The organism is Cesiribacter sp. SM1, assembly GCF_020178975.1.
Classification (GTDB): Bacteria; Bacteroidota; Bacteroidia; order Cytophagales; family Cyclobacteriaceae; genus Cesiribacter.
Genome location: NZ_JAHXBU010000090.1, coordinates 74,874 through 91,119 on the forward strand (window position 1 = coordinate 74,874; position 16,246 = coordinate 91,119).

Genomic DNA, 16,246 nt, shown 5'->3' on the forward strand with positions numbered 1-16,246 from the left:
CTGAAACAGAAACGCCGGTAGCGCCAGAACCTTGCCCTTCTTTACATTTACTATTGTTCAGGCTAAATGCAAGGTTCCTCTGTGCTTTCTCCGCTACACAAACAGGTAAATTTAAAAGGATTTTGGTAATTTGCTGCTATGGAAGATCTGCAGGTAATCATTTATATCATCTTTGGTATTATCTATCTTATTTTCGGCGCCCTTAAAAAGCGGCGGAAGGAGCAGACAGGCACACCACCCATTTTCGATGAGGAGCCGGAGGTAGATCATCGTGAGGCTCCGCGGGTGCCCCATCACCAAGAGGCAGGATCTTTAGAGGAGCTGCTTGAGCGTTACGACCAGGCAGCACAGCGGGCAAAACGAAGGGCCTCAGAAAAAGTAGAAACCATGCAGGAGCAGGTGGATGATGAATTTATTCCTGTAGCCCCCCGGCAGCCTGTAATCAAAAATATGGAAGCAGAGGCACTGGAGCAGATGCAGCGCACCGAGCACCTTAAATCCTTACAGGAGTCGCTACCGGCTAAAGACCGGGCCGAAATACTGGACCGTACCAGATCTGAGGCCATCAAGCCTAGGGTTGCAAGGCCTAAGGCAAAGAAAAAAGTAAAGGCAAAAGCATCGGAAAGAAGGTTTAAGCCTTATGATACCAGAAAGGCACCGCTGCCCCTTTCGCAGCAACTGAGGAAACTGGCGCACAGCAGGCAGGGAATGAAACAGGCTATTCTGATGGCCGAGATCCTGAATCCTAAACATTTCTGAATAAAAAGCAGCTCACACTCCCCGAGCTTTAAAATGCATTATCTCTGATAAACATGAAACATACTAAGTTTTAAGATGCCAGGATTTCTAATAAGAATGGCCTCTGGAGATCTCCAGAGGCCATTCTTATTAGCAGTACATTATTTGCGAACGCAGCGAAGCGGAGTGGGGGCGGACCATTTCGTGGTGCCTCCCGGGCCTCGGTAGCTCGCAAAAACTAACAGCTTGAAGCAAAAACAGCCTTGGGATAGTACCCAAGGCTGTTTTTGCTTATTTAATCCCAAATTGAAATACGGGATGGCTTATGCTTAGAGATCTTTTACTAAGGGTAGTATATTTTAATTCCTACTATTAGTTATTGTTTGTGTTGCCGCCTCCGGTATTGTTGTTGTCGATATTGGTGTCACCGCTGTCAGTTGGAACCGAACCTCCGCCGCTATTAGGGTTTACAGCATCGGGAGTGCCGTTGAACTGGCTGGTATCCTGGTTGCTGGTGTCAATATCTTTTACTGAAGGCTGGCGTGATTCATCTACATCGGCGCCATAGCCGTAATTACCATCTTCATTGATATTGCCTCTCTCATTATCACTGCCGCAGGAACTTAGCAGCAGCATAGCTGTTACAGCACAAATTCCCAGCAGGCTGTTTAGCTGGTTCCTGAAATATTTTATTTTGATCATCATATGCTTCGTTTAAAAAATCTCTCAATCTGTTTTTAAAATGCAACGATCTGTTGCATGGATGTACAACCTGTAAAGCGCAGATTTGTTAACATTTGGAAGTGATTTTTAGGAGCATGTGCCCGGGGCTGCTGAAAACAGGAATAGCCGGCTTATAGCCGGCTATTCCTGAAGGTTGTAAATAATCTGGTTGTTGCAGTGCTTCAGTTGCTGAAGATGCCCCGGGTTTCAAACCACCCTTGTTTTCAGGCAGCTTTTGCCTTTAGGCAGCTTATGCCCTTAGGCAGCTTTTGCTTCAGAAACCCTGTTCTGTTTCATTGGAACTGTTTTAGGCCTCATCCTGATCACTTTCAGGAAACTAAGCACTTTAACAGCGGGGAAAATAGGATCTACTTCATACCACTTAACACCAAAGTTTGCGCGGTTTGGCAGTTTGTGGTGGTTGTTTTGGAACAGCTCTCCCAGCATCAGGAAATCAACTACCAGCGAGTTTCTGGACTTATCGTTGTTATCGAAATTAGAATAGCCGTATTTATGGCCGCTCCAGTTTACAATGGCACCATGAACCGGGCCGATCAGGAAGTGTACCGGCAGTAAAGCATACATGGCCCAGTGTGTGCCGGGTAATTCAAATACACTGATGCACAGCACATAAAACACTACATAGAGCACACCCCAGGAGATCCTGCTCCAGCGGCTGCCGGCAAAACGGTCAAATGCCGGCCAGTCCGGAACATCCCTTACAAAACGTTCTTCCACTTTGGTGGTCTGCTCATAAATTTCATTAAAGATCTCTTTTGTATGCCACATCATGGTAAACACATTTTTGGTGTGATGTGGTGAGTGCGGATCTTTTGGGGTATCGGAATAGGCATGGTGCATTCTGTGCAGAATTGCATAGGCCCGCGGGCTCAGGTAGGAAGAGCCCTGGAAGATCCAGGTGAAAACATAAAATGCACGCTCCCAGAAGGGGCTCATGGTATACATTTTATGTGCTGCATAACGATGCAGAAAGAACGTCTGGAAGAAAAGCGACAGATACCAGTGCGCTATAAAGAATAAAATAATGATCACTGTGAATTAATTTTAGTACTGTATTATGCAATAGGTTGTTTACCCGGGTTCCACACTGGGATACTACACCCGGCATACTTATGACAAGCACAGGGGTGAGATTGTGACAAAGTGTAATAATTTTTTTTTGAAAAAATTATTCGCGGGTAAATACATAAGACAGAATGTTGGCTCCCATCTTTAGAGCCTGCTGCCGTTTCTCTTCCGGATCATTATGCACCGTCTGGTCTTCCCAGCCATTGCCAAGGTCACATTCATAAGAATAAAAGCACACCAGCCGGCCCTCGTAGAACAGGCCAAAGCCCTGTGCGGGTTTGCCGTCGTGCTCATGCACTTTAGGCAGGCCCTTGGGAAATGAAAACTGCTGGTGGTAAATAGGATGGTTAAAAGGCAGCTCTACAAACTCCAGCTCCGGGAATACTTTTTTCATCTCCAGGCGCACATATTTGTCGAGGCCGTAATTATCATCAATATGTAAGAAGCCGCCTGAGAGCAGGTAGGTACGCAGGTTTTGGGCTTCCTGCTGTGTAAAAACCACATTGCCATGGCCGGTCATGTACACGTAGGGGTAGGAGTAAAGCTCTGGGCTGCCCGCCTCTACTACTGCATCGCGCTGCGAGATGCGGGTATTCAGGTGCTGATTGGCAAAGCTGATGAGGTTAGGCAGGGCAGTTTTGTTGGCATACCAGTCGCCACCGCCGCTGTATTTTAGCTTGGCAATTTGCAGGCCGGTGCCCTGCTGGGCCCACGATAGAAGGCTTGTCAGGCAGATCAGGAGGGTAAAGAAAATCGGTTTAATGAGCTTCATCCAGTATGTTGTTCAGCAAATTATTGTTTATTGTTTCAAATGAACTATGTATCCAACGTACCTCCGTCTGAGCTAGTTCCTCGGCTGTGTGTGTAGTTGTTAAGGCTACTACCTGCATGCCTGCACGCTGGCCTGCAGTTATTCCGGCCATAGAATCCTCGAAAACTATACAACGGCCGGGAGGCACATTTAATACTTTAGCGGCTTTCAAATATATATCGGGGGCGGGCTTGCCATTTTTAATATCGGCGCCGGAGCTGTCCACGAAAGCGTCAAAATAGTGAGAAATCTCCAGCCCGTCTACTGTGTAGCGCAGATTTTCAGTTGGGGCAGAGGTAGCCACTGCAAGTAACCAGCCACTGCTTTTTAGCTGGTCCAGCAGTTTGAGCAGCCCGGCTACCGGTGCCATGTGTGGCTTGTAGAGTGCTCTGTACAGTTCTTCTTTTTCGTCTGAGAGTTGCTGTACTTTCTCTTCCGATATATTGTTGTCGTACATATAGCGGATCACACTTTTGGTGGTCTGGCCGTTTACATGCTCATCAAATTCTTCTTTGCTTAAAAAGCGGCCATGCTTTTCACCATATGCTTCCCAGGCTTTTACATGATAATCATGATTGTTTACCAGCACGCCGTCCATATCAAACAGTATGGCTTTGGGAGAGTCTTTGGTTTTGTCTGTCATGAGTCAATTATCTTTGTAGAGATGTTTTGTAATTCAATGCGGCATACAGAAATATAGCACCAAAGGTTGCCCAGATTGTAATTATTTGCACGAAAAGCCAGTCGCCATACCAGAGCGAAAATACTGTGAACACCAGCAGGGCGATCAGCTGTGCTGCTTTTACTCTTACTATGGAAAGTGGCGCAGTGGTGGCATCTGCAGTGCTTTTTACCTTTTTTAGCTGTCGTGAAAAGAGGGCAAAGCCGGTAGCCAGGGTAATAATGCTGATGTTGATCCACATGGACAGCTCATTGGGCACTCGCTGGGCAGGATAATGCATGGCAGCCAGCACAGTAAGCAGGGCTATTGCCAGAGCCAGGTATTTATGGTATGCTTGTGGGTTTGGCAGCCTGCCATTGCTCCAGAGGGCCAGGGCTGCAAAAGCACCAGCAATCAGTTGCTCTTCATACAGCAGCCAGGCTGTGAGCAGCAAAATCAGCAGCACATCCGGAATTTTTGCCTCAACACCGGTGCTCCTGTTAATGAGCCTTAGCAGCAACAACACCAGAAAGAAGAGCTTCAGGTGAGGATAGGGCCAGAACCAGAGTCCTGCCGAAGCAAGTCCAACTGCAACAATGGCAGCCCAGGGCTCATCCGGATCAAGCTCACGGGTTATAGCCCAGCTGAAAAATACAGCAAAAGTAATGCGCAGGCCAAATACTGCAGCGCTGTACAAGCCATCCTGAACTTCTGCCAGGTGCATGCCTGCTGCTATCAGAAAGGCAGCAGCAAGGCATATAAACACTAATCTGTGGGTAAACCATTTATGAGAAAGGGGGCGGCCAAGGCCAGTCCAGGCATAAAGTTGTTGCATAGCCATAATTTTTGCCTATGTTGAAACAAAGGCTAATTCTGTTATAAAGTAATGAACTAAGTGTGTAGTTGTGCTGTATATTTGTTTATAGTTTATGTATAAATACTGCACATGCCAAAGGTAAAACATCAGCGAACCAAAACGCTCACCATAAAATCAAATGACCGCTCGTCTGATTTTGTTACACCTAATTTTATCTATGGCTGCCTGGGCGGTTGCAGAAATTCCTATTGCTATGTAATGCGGTACAACTATGATACTGTTTACATAAACGATAATCTCGATGATATTTTACTTAAACTGAAACAGCATGTAGAAGCACTGCCTTTTCCAAAGCCAGCCAACCAGGTAGATCCGCAGTACTGGACATATGACATTGGCTGCTCTACCGATATCAGCCTGCACTGGAAGCATTACGACTGGCAGCGGGTGTTCGATTTTTTCAGGGATCACAGCAGGGCCAAGGCCACCTTTGCTACAAAATATGTGAATACTGCCCTGCTTAACTATCAGCCCAAAAAAAAGATAAGAATACGCTTTAGCCTCATGCCGCAATCGGTTAGCTCACTGCTGGAGCCCAATACAACAGCCATCAGTGAAAGAATTAATGCCATTACTGAATTTTCCAGAGCCGGCTATGAGGTACATCTTAACTTTTCACCCATAGTAGTGTATGAAGGCTGGCTGCAGGAGTACCGGGAATTGTTTAGGGCTGTGGCCGCTGCTGTGCCCCCGGAACTGCGGCAGGAGGTAGCTGCTGAATGTATTTTTCTTACCCATAACCCCTGGCAGCACGAGCGTAACCTGGAGCGCGGCTTTGTGCAAAGCGAAGCCCTGTTGTGGCAGCCCGAAAAGCAGGAGGCAAAACAGAGCCAGTATGGCAGCCAGGCTGTACGGTACCAGCTTCCGCTAAAGCGGGAATACATTAATCAGTGGGTAGCGCTGCACGATGAGATTATTCCCTGGAACAGCATCAGGTATATTTTTTAGGTGCCTGTGTTTTTCAGTCGCCGGCTGGTTTTGAGCTGTAGTTACCCCTAACTCCTAATGCGCCGGCGTAACCATAAGCCCGTTTTACTAGTTAGATTATTAAAGAGAATTAATTACAGAACTTAAAATTTTTTCAGATATGGGTAATAGCAACACAGGAAGAGATAAGCACGTGAACGAGTCGGAAGTGAAAAGTGGTGAACTGAGGGATAACATCAATCCTAATGTAAAAGGCGAAAAAGCTCCGAACGTACGTACAGACAGAATGGGTACTTCCGAAGTACCTGCCACCCGCCAGAAGAGCATATCTCCAAAAGGTAAGCAGGAAAATCAGGACGGCGACGCAACCTGAAAAACCCTTGTTAATTAGTACTGGCCCGGCATTTAAAATGGTCTTATTCGTGAGAAACGAGCAAAGGCACATTTGTATGCCGGGCTAATTTTTTGGTGTGGCTGCTGTGGAACATACCTTCCAGCAAACCATAGTGATGAGAAACAGCCATTAGCCAGTCTGGTTTCTGTTTTTCTGAAAAGTCCAGTATGCCATCCTCGGCATCATCGGCCTCGAGCCATATTACCTCTGGCCTGAATAGGGAAAGCTGATCCTGCAGTTGCGCCAGCTCCTCCCTCTTTTTACTGCTTATGCTTTCTCCCGGCGGGTGTACATGCAAAAGTTTCAGGGAGGCTCCCAGGTCTGCAAGTATAGCAGCCAGCCTGTATAAAGGCTCCCTGTTTTCGAGCGGGCGCAGATCTGTGGCAAATACAACAGAGCGGGGTAGCGCGGGGGCTGTTAGTTCAGGAACAAGTAAAACGGGTGCCTTTGCATGGCGAATGGCCTGGGTGTACAAATTGCCAAAAAAATTATCAAGCTCATTGGTCTTGTAGGTGCCCATCACCACCAGGTCAACACCATTGTTTTTGATGGTGTCATTTATATCGTTCATGGCCGGGCCGGGATGCACCAGGCATTCATAGTTAACGCCAGCTGTTTTCAGTGAGCGCTCCTCGAGCAATTTCATTTCTTCTGTTGCCCGCTGCCGGCTTTGTTCCATCCAGATGGCCTGGTCTACCACATAATCTGTTTCTATGGTGTTGATGGGAACGTAATAGCTGTTCAGCACATGCACGCTTGCTCCAACGTTTTTAGCAAGAAAGAGTGCATAATCCAGGGAAGCCTGGGCTTGATCAGAAAAATCTGTTGGCACCAGTATATTGCGTAGTGACATATTTCTGATGTTTTACTAAATAAGTATGGCCGGGGTTCAAATGTTTTATCCTGAACGGCAAACTTAGTTTGCAGCAAGAGCAGGCTCCAGAATGTGTTTTTTTAGCCATTAATTTCAGTGCCGGTTCTATGCTGTTAACAGGGGAATGATGACCAAACAGTATTTTTTAAGGATGAAAAAGAGCAATACTAAATTTTTTAGGACTAAACTGTGTTTTTGTCTTAAATTCGCCGGAGCATGTATGCGATTATAGATATAGAAACCACCGGTGGTGGTATTCGCTGGAGCAGGATTACAGAAATAGCCATATTTGTACACGATGGCCAACAGGTGCTGGAGAGCTTTAGCTCGCTGGTTAACCCTGGTATGCCCATACCGTACTTTATCAGCCAGCTAACAGGTATTACCGATGAGATGGTGCAGCATGCACCCACTTTCGAGGAGATAGCACCACAAATAGAGCGCCTTACCAGCAACTGCATTTTTGTAGCACATAATGTGCAGTTCGATTATAATTTTGTTCGCCAGGAGTTTGCCCGCATGGGGGTAACTTATGAGCGCGACCGCCTTTGCACAGTAAGGCTGAGCCGTCATTTTCTGCCGGGTATGCTCAGCTACAGCCTGGGCCGCCTGTGCGAGGAAATAAACATACCCATTAGTGCCCGCCACCGCGCTGCCGGCGATGCAGAAGCAACTGTAAAACTGCTGGAGCGCATGCTGCTGCAGTCGGGTACAGAGCAGATCAATGCCTTTGTTAGTTCGGGTAGTCCTTTTGAGCAGTTAAATAAGCGTTTAAAAAGCGTTAAACTGGAGGATGTTCCCCAGAGTTCCGGTGTGCTTTACCTGCTCGATGCCGATGATAAACCCCTTTTTATAGAAGGTACAACCAACCTGCGGCGCAGGGCTGTGGCTTACCTGAAGAACAAGGCGGGCAAGGTTGGCAAGACCATATTACCTAAAATTGCGGATATCTGGTTTGAAGAAACTGGCAGTAACCTGCTGGCAATACTGCTGGCAAATGAGCGGATTTTCAAAGAAAAGCCTGCGCACAACAAAGCTCCTGCTGCTGCTCCCATTCGCTGGAAGATAACAGCAACAGAAGGTGCGGATGGATTTTTGTACCTGGGTGTTGCCCGCAGCGGCGAAGGCGAGTGGGGGCCGTTTGCCACCCGAAAACTTGCGCAGGATAAATTAGGACAACTGCTCGGTCAGTTCTTTCTTTGCAGGCGGTACAGCAATTTTAAGAGTACCGCATGTGCTCCCGCAAGCTGTCTGAAGGCCTGCCAGGGCAGTGAGCAGTCAGATACCTACAATAAAAGAGCACTGGCAGCCATTACAGCAACAGGTTCGCAGGCTGCCGGCAGGCTGCTGATAGATAAGGGGCGCTATGGAAACGAGCGGGTGGTAATCTTTGAAAAGGAGCAGGGTGGTGTTTCCTGGGGTTATTTTGAGGGCAGCACCAAGGGGTACACCGAAGATGAACTGGCTGCTCAAGCTGTGAACCCGTTTAAATCTGGAAATGCTACAGCGATACTGCGGCGTTTCATGCTAAAGAATTCAGTACAAAAGGTTTTTTCTTATGGCCAAAAAGTCGTTGCTGCAGGATTTTAAAGAGTTTGCCGTTAGGGGCAATCTGTTAGACCTGGCAATTGGTATCATCATTGGTACCGCTTTTACCAGAATTGTTAATTCACTGGTGCAGTCGGTAATTATGCCAGCCCTGGGTATGATTGTAGGTAACTTCGACTTCAAACACCTGCAGTGGGTACTTAAACCGGCAGAGGTAGATGCAGCCGGTAATGTTGTGGAAGAGGCTGTTATTGTTAAGTATGGCGAGTTTATTCAGGCCATGACAGATTTCCTGATTATCGCCATTGTTGTTTTCATTGTGGTGAAAATGCTCAACAGCTGGAAGAACAAGGCAGAAGATCCTAAAAACCCAGAGGTGAAAACGCCTAAGGATATACAGTTGCTGACTGAAATCCGTGACCTGCTGAAGGAGCGGAACAGCAAGGCAGGTTAATTTTTTTCGTTATTTACCTCCTTATCTGCTTCTTTGTCTTCATCGTCTTCTTTCTTTACCTGTTTGTCTTCTTCTTTCTTTTCATCTTCCTGGTTTGGTACCGGCCATACATATTTTCTTTGAAAACGCATGGTTGTGAGCCAGTTGTCGAGGGGGTCGGTGCTCTGGTAGTCTTCAATAGTACTCCAGTCCCATCCCTGGCTGTAAAGTAAACCGCAAAGCAGTTTTCTGCGCAGCTGCAAACCATCGTCGGTTAATTGTTTGAAAGGCTTTCCATCCAGCGGAAGTCCGTTTGCAAGTAGGGGTCTTAGGTCTGGGGCGGGGGGCTCTTTTTCCGCAGGTGTAATAAATGCATTCTGAAGGGTTTGCAGGTAAAAAGTAATGGCACTGCGCAGCGAATATAGCTTGGGCAAGCTGGGTTCTATCTCTCTTGGTTTGTAAAGGAGCAAAAGTGTGAGCGCTTCGTCCAGGCAGGCTATGTTTATTACCAGGCTTTGCGGTCTGCGGGTGGAATGGAAATTGTGTAATACAGGGTACGCCTTATGGTTCTGGGCCACCTCCAGTATTTGCTCTGCTAAAGTTGATAGATCATCTTTAAGCCTGTCGAATCCTTTGCCATCCCAAAAACGCAGCAGAATTTCCTGTGGAGTGCCCCCGGTATGATAAATCTGCAGGCTTACTTTGCGCCGCTTGATGTCGTTGGTTACCACGCTATACAGATACGTAATGGCAATGGTAACGATGATAAAGCCACTAAAGGAAATAAAGCCGCTGTAGAGCTGCCAGGGAGATTTGTAAGGTATAAATTCTCCGCTGCCCAGGGTGGAAAGGGTGTAGCTGGTAAAGTACATTTTTTCCTGCCAGGTGGTAGAACGATGCGTTGCACCCGCTATAACAGAGTCCGGATCTGAAATAAAAAGCAGTGAGTTGCCCAGCCAGAGCAGGATTAACCAGCCAAAAAGCCAGGCTACCACAGATATCGGGCCTGCATAATTTAATATTTTACTGCTACCCTTTCTGCCGGAAATCTTTAAAAAAAAGCTCCACATCCACCTGCGCAACTTATCGGTAAAAATGCCGGATCCTGTGGGTGCAAAAGTAGTGAGTATCAGATCAGTCACTACAAAAATGATGATCAGTACTCCAAGGCTGAAATACAAAAAATTCATGTACAGTCTTAACTTGACAATTCGTTCCTGATATTTGTATAAATACTTATGTAGCCCCAGGATAGTTTTGGAAACCTACCAACAACCCGCTAATATACAGGAGCGTGTAAGTCCGCTTATGGCCCGTGCATACCTGATCAGGCAGGGCGATGCCGAAAACCAGGCGATGCTGAGCGAAAATTCCCTGCAGATAAAGCACAGAGGTAAAAGCAGAGCTTTTTCTCTGCAGTATGTGCAGCGTTTGGCGCTGGAGCACAGAAAGTTGTGGCTGCCGCTGATTGGGGGAGGCATAGTAGCAAGCCTTTGTTTGCTGGCACTCCTGCACACCTTTACCATGCCCTACCGCTTACTAACCGGTGCAGCTATAGGATTACTGGGGGTATGGTGGGGCTATAGAGGCTCCATGGCACTGGTTGTGTATGAACAGCGCCATCATTCCGATTTTTTGATTGCCCGTACAGAAGCGTCGCTACCTGTTTTTATAGCCTTTGCCAACAGGTACATCAGGCGTTATCCGCAGCCCCTGGAGCAATACTGTGTTCGCCTGTCTCTGGAAGAGTGGCAGCAGCTTAACCTGCAGGGATCGCTGGCATTAAACAAGCCAAGACTTTGTGTACAGCAGGAGGCTGCCTTACGCCAGGATCCCGGACCTGATGCCATATGGGCTGTTTTTAGTCCCTTACAGCTGGCTAACCGCCTTCAGTGGTCGCTGCAGGGGCAGGAGCTGGTGGTGCATGTAAAGGGTAGTCTGCATGTTCAGGAACTGTTGTTGCAACCCTAAGCCGCCCGTGGCATTGGCATAAACGCCTGCTAATATGTTTGAATTTGAGTAAGCAATACCAGCAAACTGCTTTGGTAGGGAGTGCTCCGTATTATGGCAGCTGCCCCTCTTCAGGCAGCAGGCTCTGCAGTATCTCCTGCAACAAATTATGCCTGAATAAGCAGAATACACTATAAAAATTGTATATTTCTACGAATGCAGCAGAAGACATTTTTAGGGTGCGGGAATTTGTGTGCAGGATCATTAACCAACATTTCACTATTTGGGCAGTTAATTGAATCGTCTTCTAAATCATTTGTAAATACAGCAGGCAAATCATAGAGAATTAGCGGGTGCCGGAGGGAAATGAATTTTTTTATGAATAAAAGCCCTGCTAAATTGCGGACTACTTTGCTTAAGGGTTATACAGAATAGCACATTACCCTTAAAAAATATTTTAAGCTGTATGCAGCCGAAACCAGATTCAATAGAGTACTCTAAAAAAACATATAAGCCGCTTATTGCCAGGGCTGAATACTGGCCCGTAATGCAGCTGAGTCGTAACCGGCGTAGCTTTATCGAAGAGGTTACAGAAGCTTCAATAGAGCGAATTCTGGAGGCAAAGCCCAGCAGGGCTGCCCTGGTTGAAGAACTGGAGACGACGCTTCACCGTGAAAAACTTCGTATCAAAGGCAACCCCTGGGCGGTAGATCCCGAAGATGATGCCCAGTACTGGGGGGAGGTTCAGCGTATTCTGGTAAATATTTCCAGCGATACAAACGGAAAAACTGCAGGCCAGGAAAAGGAGCTGCTCCGGAGCATTATTAACCGTTATGCCGAAGAAATAGCCGGAAGCTTTCAGCACAGCTCTTACCGCTTTGCACGACGGGCCATTACCTTTGGCTTTTCGCGCCTGCTCAATGCCTCCAGGGTTAAAGGTTTCGGTTCGCTGTGGAGCAACCAGTACACGCTCCAGGATAAGCTACACATTGCCGGTGAAACCGACCACATCAGATCGCTTGCACAGCGTGGGGTAGTGGTAATGGTGCCCACGCACTTCAGTAACCTCGATTCCATCCTGATTGGCTGGGTAATTCATGTACTTGGCTTGCCCCCCTTTATCTATGGCGCAGGCCTTAACCTCTTCAACATAGGGGTAATAGCTTATTTCATGAACAGCCTGGGGGCCTATAAAGTAGACAGGCGCAAGAAAAACGTGATTTACCTGGAAACCCTGAAGACTTACAGCAACCTTGCCATTCAGAGCGGTTGCCACAGCCTGTTTTTCCCGGGTGGCACACGCTCACGTTCCGGAAAGCTGGAGAAACGCCTTAAGTTGGGCCTCCTGACCAGCGCCATGGAAGCTCAGCGGGATATGTACCAGAAACACAGCGGTACCGAGGCTAAAAAGATCTTTATTGTTCCGGTATCCATTAACTATAATTTTGTGCTGGAAGCGCCCAGCCTTATTAATGAGTACCTTAAGATTAAAGGGCAGGAGCGGTACTATGTAGAGTCTGATAAGTACAGCAATTCCTATAAGATCCTGAAGTTCCTGGTGAAGTTCTTTACCAAGGGCTCAGATATTTCGGTGTCTATCGGCAGGGGCATGGATTTGCTGGGCAACTTTGTTGATGATGAGGGCAACTCTTACGACAACAACGGGAAATTAATCGATACCCGGGATTACTTTGTATCTAACGGGGTAGTGAATAAAGATAAGCAGCGGGAGCAGGAGTACACCCGCATGCTGAGCGAAGCCATTGTAAAAGAGTACCACCGCATTAACAGGGTTTTCCCAAGCCACCTGGTTGCTTTTGTTGCTTTTGAAATGCTGCAGAAGAAGTACGAAAAGCTTGATTTGTTCAGCCTGTTGCGCTTATCAGACGATGAGCTGATTATCCCTTACGAAGAATTTAAAACTACCTTTGAGCGCCTGCGCAATGCAGTTGTAGATTTGTATCATCAGAATAAAGTGCATGTAGACCCTAAACTCACAGGCGACGTGGATAAGGTTATTATGCATGGGCTTAAGAATGTGGGCATGTACCACAGCAAACGTACCCTTAAGCGCAACAAGCAGGGCGATATCACAACCGAAGACATGAATACGCTCTTCTACTACCATAATCGCCTGGTAGGCTACGATCTGGAACAACACATCTGAGCAGCAGTTAGAAATGGGAAAAGGCGATAAGGCAATTGGTGTGATAGGGGCAGGTAGTTTTGGTCTGGCCATGGCAAATATGCTGGCAGAAAAAAACGATGTGCTGCTCTACGCCCGTCGTCTGGAGTCTGTGGAGCATATGCTGCAGCACGACTCCTATAAAGGAAAGCCGCTGCACACCCGCATCAGGGCTACCAATAACCTGGAGGAGCTGGCTGGTCAGTGCAATGTTATCTTTCCTATAGTGCCTTCCTCCAGCTTCAGGAGCATGATGCAGGACCTGGCACCTTACCTGCATCCTTACCATATCCTGATCCATGGCTCCAAGGGGTTGGACATCTGTATGCCAAAAGGAGTGGACCCGCGCAGCAATCCCTCTAAGATTGACCGCAGCTGTATTCGCACCATGAGCGAGGTAATCAGGGAAGAAAGTGTGGTGGTGCGCATTGGCTGCCTGGCCGGGCCTAACCTGGCAACAGAACTGATACAAAAGCAGCCGGCGGCTACTGTAGTAGCCAGCCATTTTAAGGAAGTGATCAACGAAGGCATCAGGCTGCTGCGTACCGACCGTTTCCAGGTATATGGCAGCCCCGACCTGGTGGGAGTAGAGCTGTGCGGTGTACTTAAAAACATCATAGCCATAGCCTCCGGTGCTATCAGTGGCCTGGGGCTTGGATCAAACGCGCAGGCCCTGCTCATCAGCAGGGGAATGGTAGAGATGATATACCTGGGACGGGCCCTGGGTGGCGATGTGCATGCCTTTATAGGACTGGCCGGTGTTGGCGACCTGGTGGCGACCTGTACCAGTAAGCTAAGCCGGAATTTTACCGTTGGCTACCGCCTTGCCCAGGGCGAGACCCTGGAGGAAATCCTCAGCTCAATGGAGGAGATCGCAGAGGGTGTACATACCGTTCAGATCATGAAGAGCCTGGCAGAAAACCTTAAGGTTAGAGCTCCCATCACGCAATTGCTTTACAAGGTACTTTTCGAAGGTATGAAAGTAGAGGTGGCCCTGCAGTATCTGATGAAATATCCCTTCAATATCGACGTTGATTTTCTTTAGAATCCACCCGCTCAACTCACTCTGGCTATTATACGTTTAGTAGTGCAGAAGCGCTCCTATGTGTTATAGTATCAGTAAATTTGCACTTTTTGGCGTTATAGCTGTTTTGTTCGTCCTGCTGGGCAGTCCCTGCCGGGCCAGGCCATTGCCTGTTGATGAAGATACCACCCGGCGCTTTAACCCACGGCTGGTGCTATTGCTTACCGATACCAGCGAAGAGGCTCAACTGCAGCGTACGCAGCTTTTCTATGATGAGCTGAAGACCAAATTCTACCGTTACGGCATTACGAGGCAATTGTACAACCTGCTTTTTACCAAACCATCACGGCCACGTGTGCCCCAGGCAAAGCAGCAGGATGATATCGAGTACTTCCAGCAGTTTGAGGGTAAGCTTATCCAGGAGCTGAGCATTAAAAAATTACCCCTCTTTGGCCCTACAGTAAATGATACCACGCCTAAGTCTACCAACTGGTTCAAGAGAGCGGGTAATACAATTCATATTCAAACCAGGGACTGGGTAATCAACAAAAACCTGCTTTTTAAAGAAGGAGAGAGGGTTAATGCTGAAATACTATATGATAACGAAAGGCTCCTGCGCAGCTTGTCTTACATCAGGGATGCACGCATACTTATAACCGAAGTACCGGATAATCCGGATGCTGTAGCCATAGAGGTAGTAACACAGGATTTTTTTCCGCTTAGCTTCAGAGCAGGCAGAGCGCCTTTCTCAAGCTATACGCTGGGGGTTCAGAATAATAATATTTTTGGCATCGGGCATCGCTTTACCAACGAAGTACTGTATCGCAGCGGCGGCACGCCAGCCATTGGCTATGAGGGTACTTATATGGTAGAAAATGTAAAGGGCAGCTTTGTAAATGCCTCCGTCTCGGGCTCCTATACCGATGTTCGCAGGGGCGGGGGCTTTAGTCTGCAGCGCCCGTTCTTTACGCCTGATATTCGCTGGGCAGGTGGGCTGGACCTGCAAAGGATGGAGCAAATGAGCTATGTGCTGCACCGCGACCGCGAAAAAGATACGCTGGTATGGCATGCCAGTGACTTGATTGATGGCTGGATTGGGCATGCCATTCCGCTGAACAGTGCAAAGCCACACCCCAGGGGCAGGGAGTCTGTTGTGCTGGCAGCCCGGGGGCTAAGGATTAATAATCATGAAGTACCCGGAGGGGAGCTTTACGACAGTGACTTTTTCATTAACCGTAAGCTTTGGCTGGGAAGTGCAGGCTGGGTGCGCCGTAAGTACCGCAGAGATGCATACATTTTTGGCTTTGGCCGCACAGAAGACGTGCCCCTCGGTGCCCTTGTAAATGTAACGGGAGGCATTGAAGAGCAGGAGCAATTACAATACTACGGACAGATCAATGCCGCCTGGGGCGCCTATCTTCAGAAATTAGGTTACCTGGATCTGCGTATGGCCGTAGGCCAGTACTTTGGAACAGATAAGGAGGCCAGCCGCAGGGTGCGCTATGGCAGTCTGAACTGGATTAGCCCCCTGATGCCCCGGGGGCGCTACAGGTTCAGGCAGCTGCTTACGGTAGATTACCTCTACGGGGATAAACGGCACAGCTATGAATTTGTGTCTGTTAGCTCACAGGAGATCAGGGGGTTGCGTGGGGTGGACTTTAGAGGCACACAAAGATTAAATGTTTCGCTGGAAACCATTGCCTTTAGCCCGGTGCAGCTCCTGGGTTTCAGGCTGGCAGGCTTTGCCTTTGCCGATTATGCCGTACTGAATTCTGTACCGGCATTGAATTTAAAAGGCCGCAGCTTGCAGGGGTACGGGCTGGGCCTTAGGGTTAGAAACGAAAACCTGGTGTTTAAGACCTTTCAGCTGCGCCTGGCGTACTATCCCGGTCCTGGGGGTGGCTTTAATATTAGCGTGCTGGGGAGGCCTAACAGTACATTCCAGGATTTTTTAGTGGGCAGGCCACAAACCCAGCCATATCGTTAGTGCTAAAACTTTTCTTTTGTCAGAC

16 protein-coding genes are annotated in these 16,246 nt (G+C 47.9%); 9 read left to right on the forward strand and 7 right to left on the reverse strand.

Features of this window, described 5'->3' with window-relative positions; translation table 11 throughout:
• Positions 1-138 precede the first annotated feature (138 nt).
• Positions 139-759, forward strand: coding sequence for a hypothetical protein (locus KWJ01_RS16790; protein ID WP_224997977.1), 621 nt, complete (start codon positions 139-141; stop codon positions 757-759).
• A gap of 351 nt (positions 760-1,110) precedes the next feature.
• On the opposite strand, the gene KWJ01_RS16795 is transcribed toward KWJ01_RS16790, so the two are convergent.
• The 5 genes from KWJ01_RS16795 to KWJ01_RS16815 form a co-directional block, all read right to left on the reverse strand.
• Positions 1,111-1,443 carry a hypothetical protein gene (locus KWJ01_RS16795; RefSeq protein ID WP_224997979.1) on the reverse strand — a complete coding sequence of 111 codons (333 nt, stop codon included), beginning with the start codon at positions 1,441-1,443 and terminating at the stop codon, positions 1,111-1,113.
• Between the two features lie 276 nt (positions 1,444-1,719).
• On the reverse strand, positions 1,720-2,514 hold the full coding sequence (locus KWJ01_RS16800; RefSeq protein ID WP_224997980.1) for an acyl-CoA desaturase: 795 nt from the start codon (positions 2,512-2,514) through the stop codon (positions 1,720-1,722).
• A 136-nt stretch (positions 2,515-2,650) separates the two neighbouring features.
• The gene (locus tag KWJ01_RS16805; protein WP_224997982.1) at positions 2,651-3,322 is read right to left on the reverse strand and encodes a DUF4159 domain-containing protein; all 672 of its coding nucleotides are present in this window, start codon (positions 3,320-3,322) and stop codon (positions 2,651-2,653) included.
• Positions 3,309-4,004: an HAD family phosphatase gene (locus KWJ01_RS16810; RefSeq protein ID WP_224997984.1), complete on the reverse strand. Its 696-nt coding sequence runs from the start codon at positions 4,002-4,004 to the stop codon at positions 3,309-3,311. Before KWJ01_RS16810 ends, KWJ01_RS16805 begins: the two co-directional genes overlap by 14 nt.
• Positions 4,005-4,011: 7 nt before the next feature.
• Complete coding sequence (locus tag KWJ01_RS16815) at positions 4,012-4,857, reverse strand: hypothetical protein (RefSeq protein WP_224997985.1); 846 nt, start codon at positions 4,855-4,857, stop codon at positions 4,012-4,014.
• 111 nt (positions 4,858-4,968) lie between these two features.
• On the opposite strand from KWJ01_RS16815, the gene KWJ01_RS16820 reads away from it, so the two are divergent.
• Positions 4,969-5,847, forward strand: a complete 879-nt coding sequence (locus KWJ01_RS16820) for a spore photoproduct lyase family protein (protein ID WP_224997986.1) — start codon at positions 4,969-4,971, stop codon at positions 5,845-5,847.
• A 139-nt stretch (positions 5,848-5,986) separates the two neighbouring features.
• Positions 5,987-6,199, forward strand: coding sequence for a hypothetical protein (locus KWJ01_RS16825; protein WP_224997987.1), 213 nt, complete (start codon positions 5,987-5,989; stop codon positions 6,197-6,199).
• Positions 6,200-6,242: 43 nt separating this feature from the next.
• Here KWJ01_RS16825 and KWJ01_RS16830 read toward each other — a convergent pair whose 3' ends face one another.
• Positions 6,243-7,073, reverse strand: a complete 831-nt coding sequence (locus tag KWJ01_RS16830; RefSeq protein WP_224997988.1) for a universal stress protein — start codon at positions 7,071-7,073, stop codon at positions 6,243-6,245.
• Between the two features lie 237 nt (positions 7,074-7,310).
• On the opposite strand from KWJ01_RS16830, the gene KWJ01_RS16835 reads away from it, so the two are divergent.
• A complete protein-coding gene (locus KWJ01_RS16835; RefSeq protein ID WP_224997989.1) occupies positions 7,311-8,684 on the forward strand; it encodes an exonuclease domain-containing protein in 1,374 nt (457 codons plus the stop codon).
• Positions 8,653-9,096: a large-conductance mechanosensitive channel protein MscL gene (gene mscL / locus KWJ01_RS16840; protein WP_224997990.1), complete on the forward strand. Its 444-nt coding sequence runs from the start codon at positions 8,653-8,655 to the stop codon at positions 9,094-9,096. The genes KWJ01_RS16835 and mscL overlap by 32 nt, the downstream gene beginning before the upstream one ends.
• On the opposite strand, the gene KWJ01_RS16845 is transcribed toward mscL, so the two are convergent.
• Positions 9,093-10,265, reverse strand: a complete 1,173-nt coding sequence (locus tag KWJ01_RS16845; RefSeq protein ID WP_224997991.1) for an ion channel — start codon at positions 10,263-10,265, stop codon at positions 9,093-9,095. The genes mscL and KWJ01_RS16845 overlap by 4 nt on opposite strands.
• Before the next feature lie 67 nt (positions 10,266-10,332).
• Here KWJ01_RS16845 and KWJ01_RS16850 point away from each other — a divergent pair, with 67 nt between their 5' ends.
• From KWJ01_RS16850 to KWJ01_RS16865, 4 genes are all read left to right on the forward strand, one after another.
• Positions 10,333-11,046 (forward strand): hypothetical protein, encoded by a 714-nt coding sequence (locus tag KWJ01_RS16850; RefSeq protein ID WP_224997992.1) that lies wholly within the window; start codon positions 10,333-10,335, stop codon positions 11,044-11,046.
• A gap of 445 nt (positions 11,047-11,491) precedes the next feature.
• On the forward strand, positions 11,492-13,192 hold the full coding sequence (locus KWJ01_RS16855; protein ID WP_224997993.1) for a 1-acyl-sn-glycerol-3-phosphate acyltransferase: 1,701 nt from the start codon (positions 11,492-11,494) through the stop codon (positions 13,190-13,192).
• Between the two features lie 13 nt (positions 13,193-13,205).
• A complete protein-coding gene (locus tag KWJ01_RS16860) occupies positions 13,206-14,255 on the forward strand; it encodes an NAD(P)H-dependent glycerol-3-phosphate dehydrogenase (protein ID WP_224997995.1) in 1,050 nt (349 codons plus the stop codon).
• 58 nt (positions 14,256-14,313) lie between these two features.
• Entirely contained in the window at positions 14,314-16,221 is a 1,908-nt protein-coding gene (locus KWJ01_RS16865) for a hypothetical protein (RefSeq protein ID WP_224997997.1), read from the forward strand.
• The last annotated feature ends 25 nt before the right edge of the window (positions 16,222-16,246 follow it).

Excerpts from the sequence above, each read along its gene's own strand:
- KWJ01_RS16835 (WP_224997989.1), top strand. The coding sequence starts at position 7,311 with ATGTATGCGATTATAGATATAGAAACCACCGGTGGTGGTATTCGCTGG.
- KWJ01_RS16815 (WP_224997985.1), bottom strand. The coding sequence starts at position 4,857 with ATGCAACAACTTTATGCCTGGACTGGCCTTGGCCGCCCCCTTTCTCAT.
- KWJ01_RS16790 (WP_224997977.1), top strand. The coding sequence starts at position 139 with ATGGAAGATCTGCAGGTAATCATTTATATCATCTTTGGTATTATCTAT.
- KWJ01_RS16825 (WP_224997987.1), top strand. The coding sequence starts at position 5,987 with ATGGGTAATAGCAACACAGGAAGAGATAAGCACGTGAACGAGTCGGAA.
- KWJ01_RS16860 (WP_224997995.1), top strand. The coding sequence starts at position 13,206 with ATGGGAAAAGGCGATAAGGCAATTGGTGTGATAGGGGCAGGTAGTTTT.
- KWJ01_RS16820 (WP_224997986.1), top strand. The coding sequence starts at position 4,969 with ATGCCAAAGGTAAAACATCAGCGAACCAAAACGCTCACCATAAAATCA.
- KWJ01_RS16855 (WP_224997993.1), top strand. The coding sequence starts at position 11,492 with ATGCAGCCGAAACCAGATTCAATAGAGTACTCTAAAAAAACATATAAG.
- KWJ01_RS16830 (WP_224997988.1), bottom strand. The coding sequence starts at position 7,073 with ATGTCACTACGCAATATACTGGTGCCAACAGATTTTTCTGATCAAGCC.
- KWJ01_RS16805 (WP_224997982.1), bottom strand. The coding sequence starts at position 3,322 with ATGAAGCTCATTAAACCGATTTTCTTTACCCTCCTGATCTGCCTGACA.
- mscL (WP_224997990.1), top strand. The coding sequence starts at position 8,653 with ATGGCCAAAAAGTCGTTGCTGCAGGATTTTAAAGAGTTTGCCGTTAGG.
- KWJ01_RS16845 (WP_224997991.1), bottom strand. The coding sequence starts at position 10,265 with ATGAATTTTTTGTATTTCAGCCTTGGAGTACTGATCATCATTTTTGTA.
- KWJ01_RS16795 (WP_224997979.1), bottom strand. The coding sequence starts at position 1,443 with ATGATGATCAAAATAAAATATTTCAGGAACCAGCTAAACAGCCTGCTG.
- KWJ01_RS16810 (WP_224997984.1), bottom strand. The coding sequence starts at position 4,004 with ATGACAGACAAAACCAAAGACTCTCCCAAAGCCATACTGTTTGATATG.
- KWJ01_RS16865 (WP_224997997.1), top strand. The coding sequence starts at position 14,314 with ATGTGTTATAGTATCAGTAAATTTGCACTTTTTGGCGTTATAGCTGTT.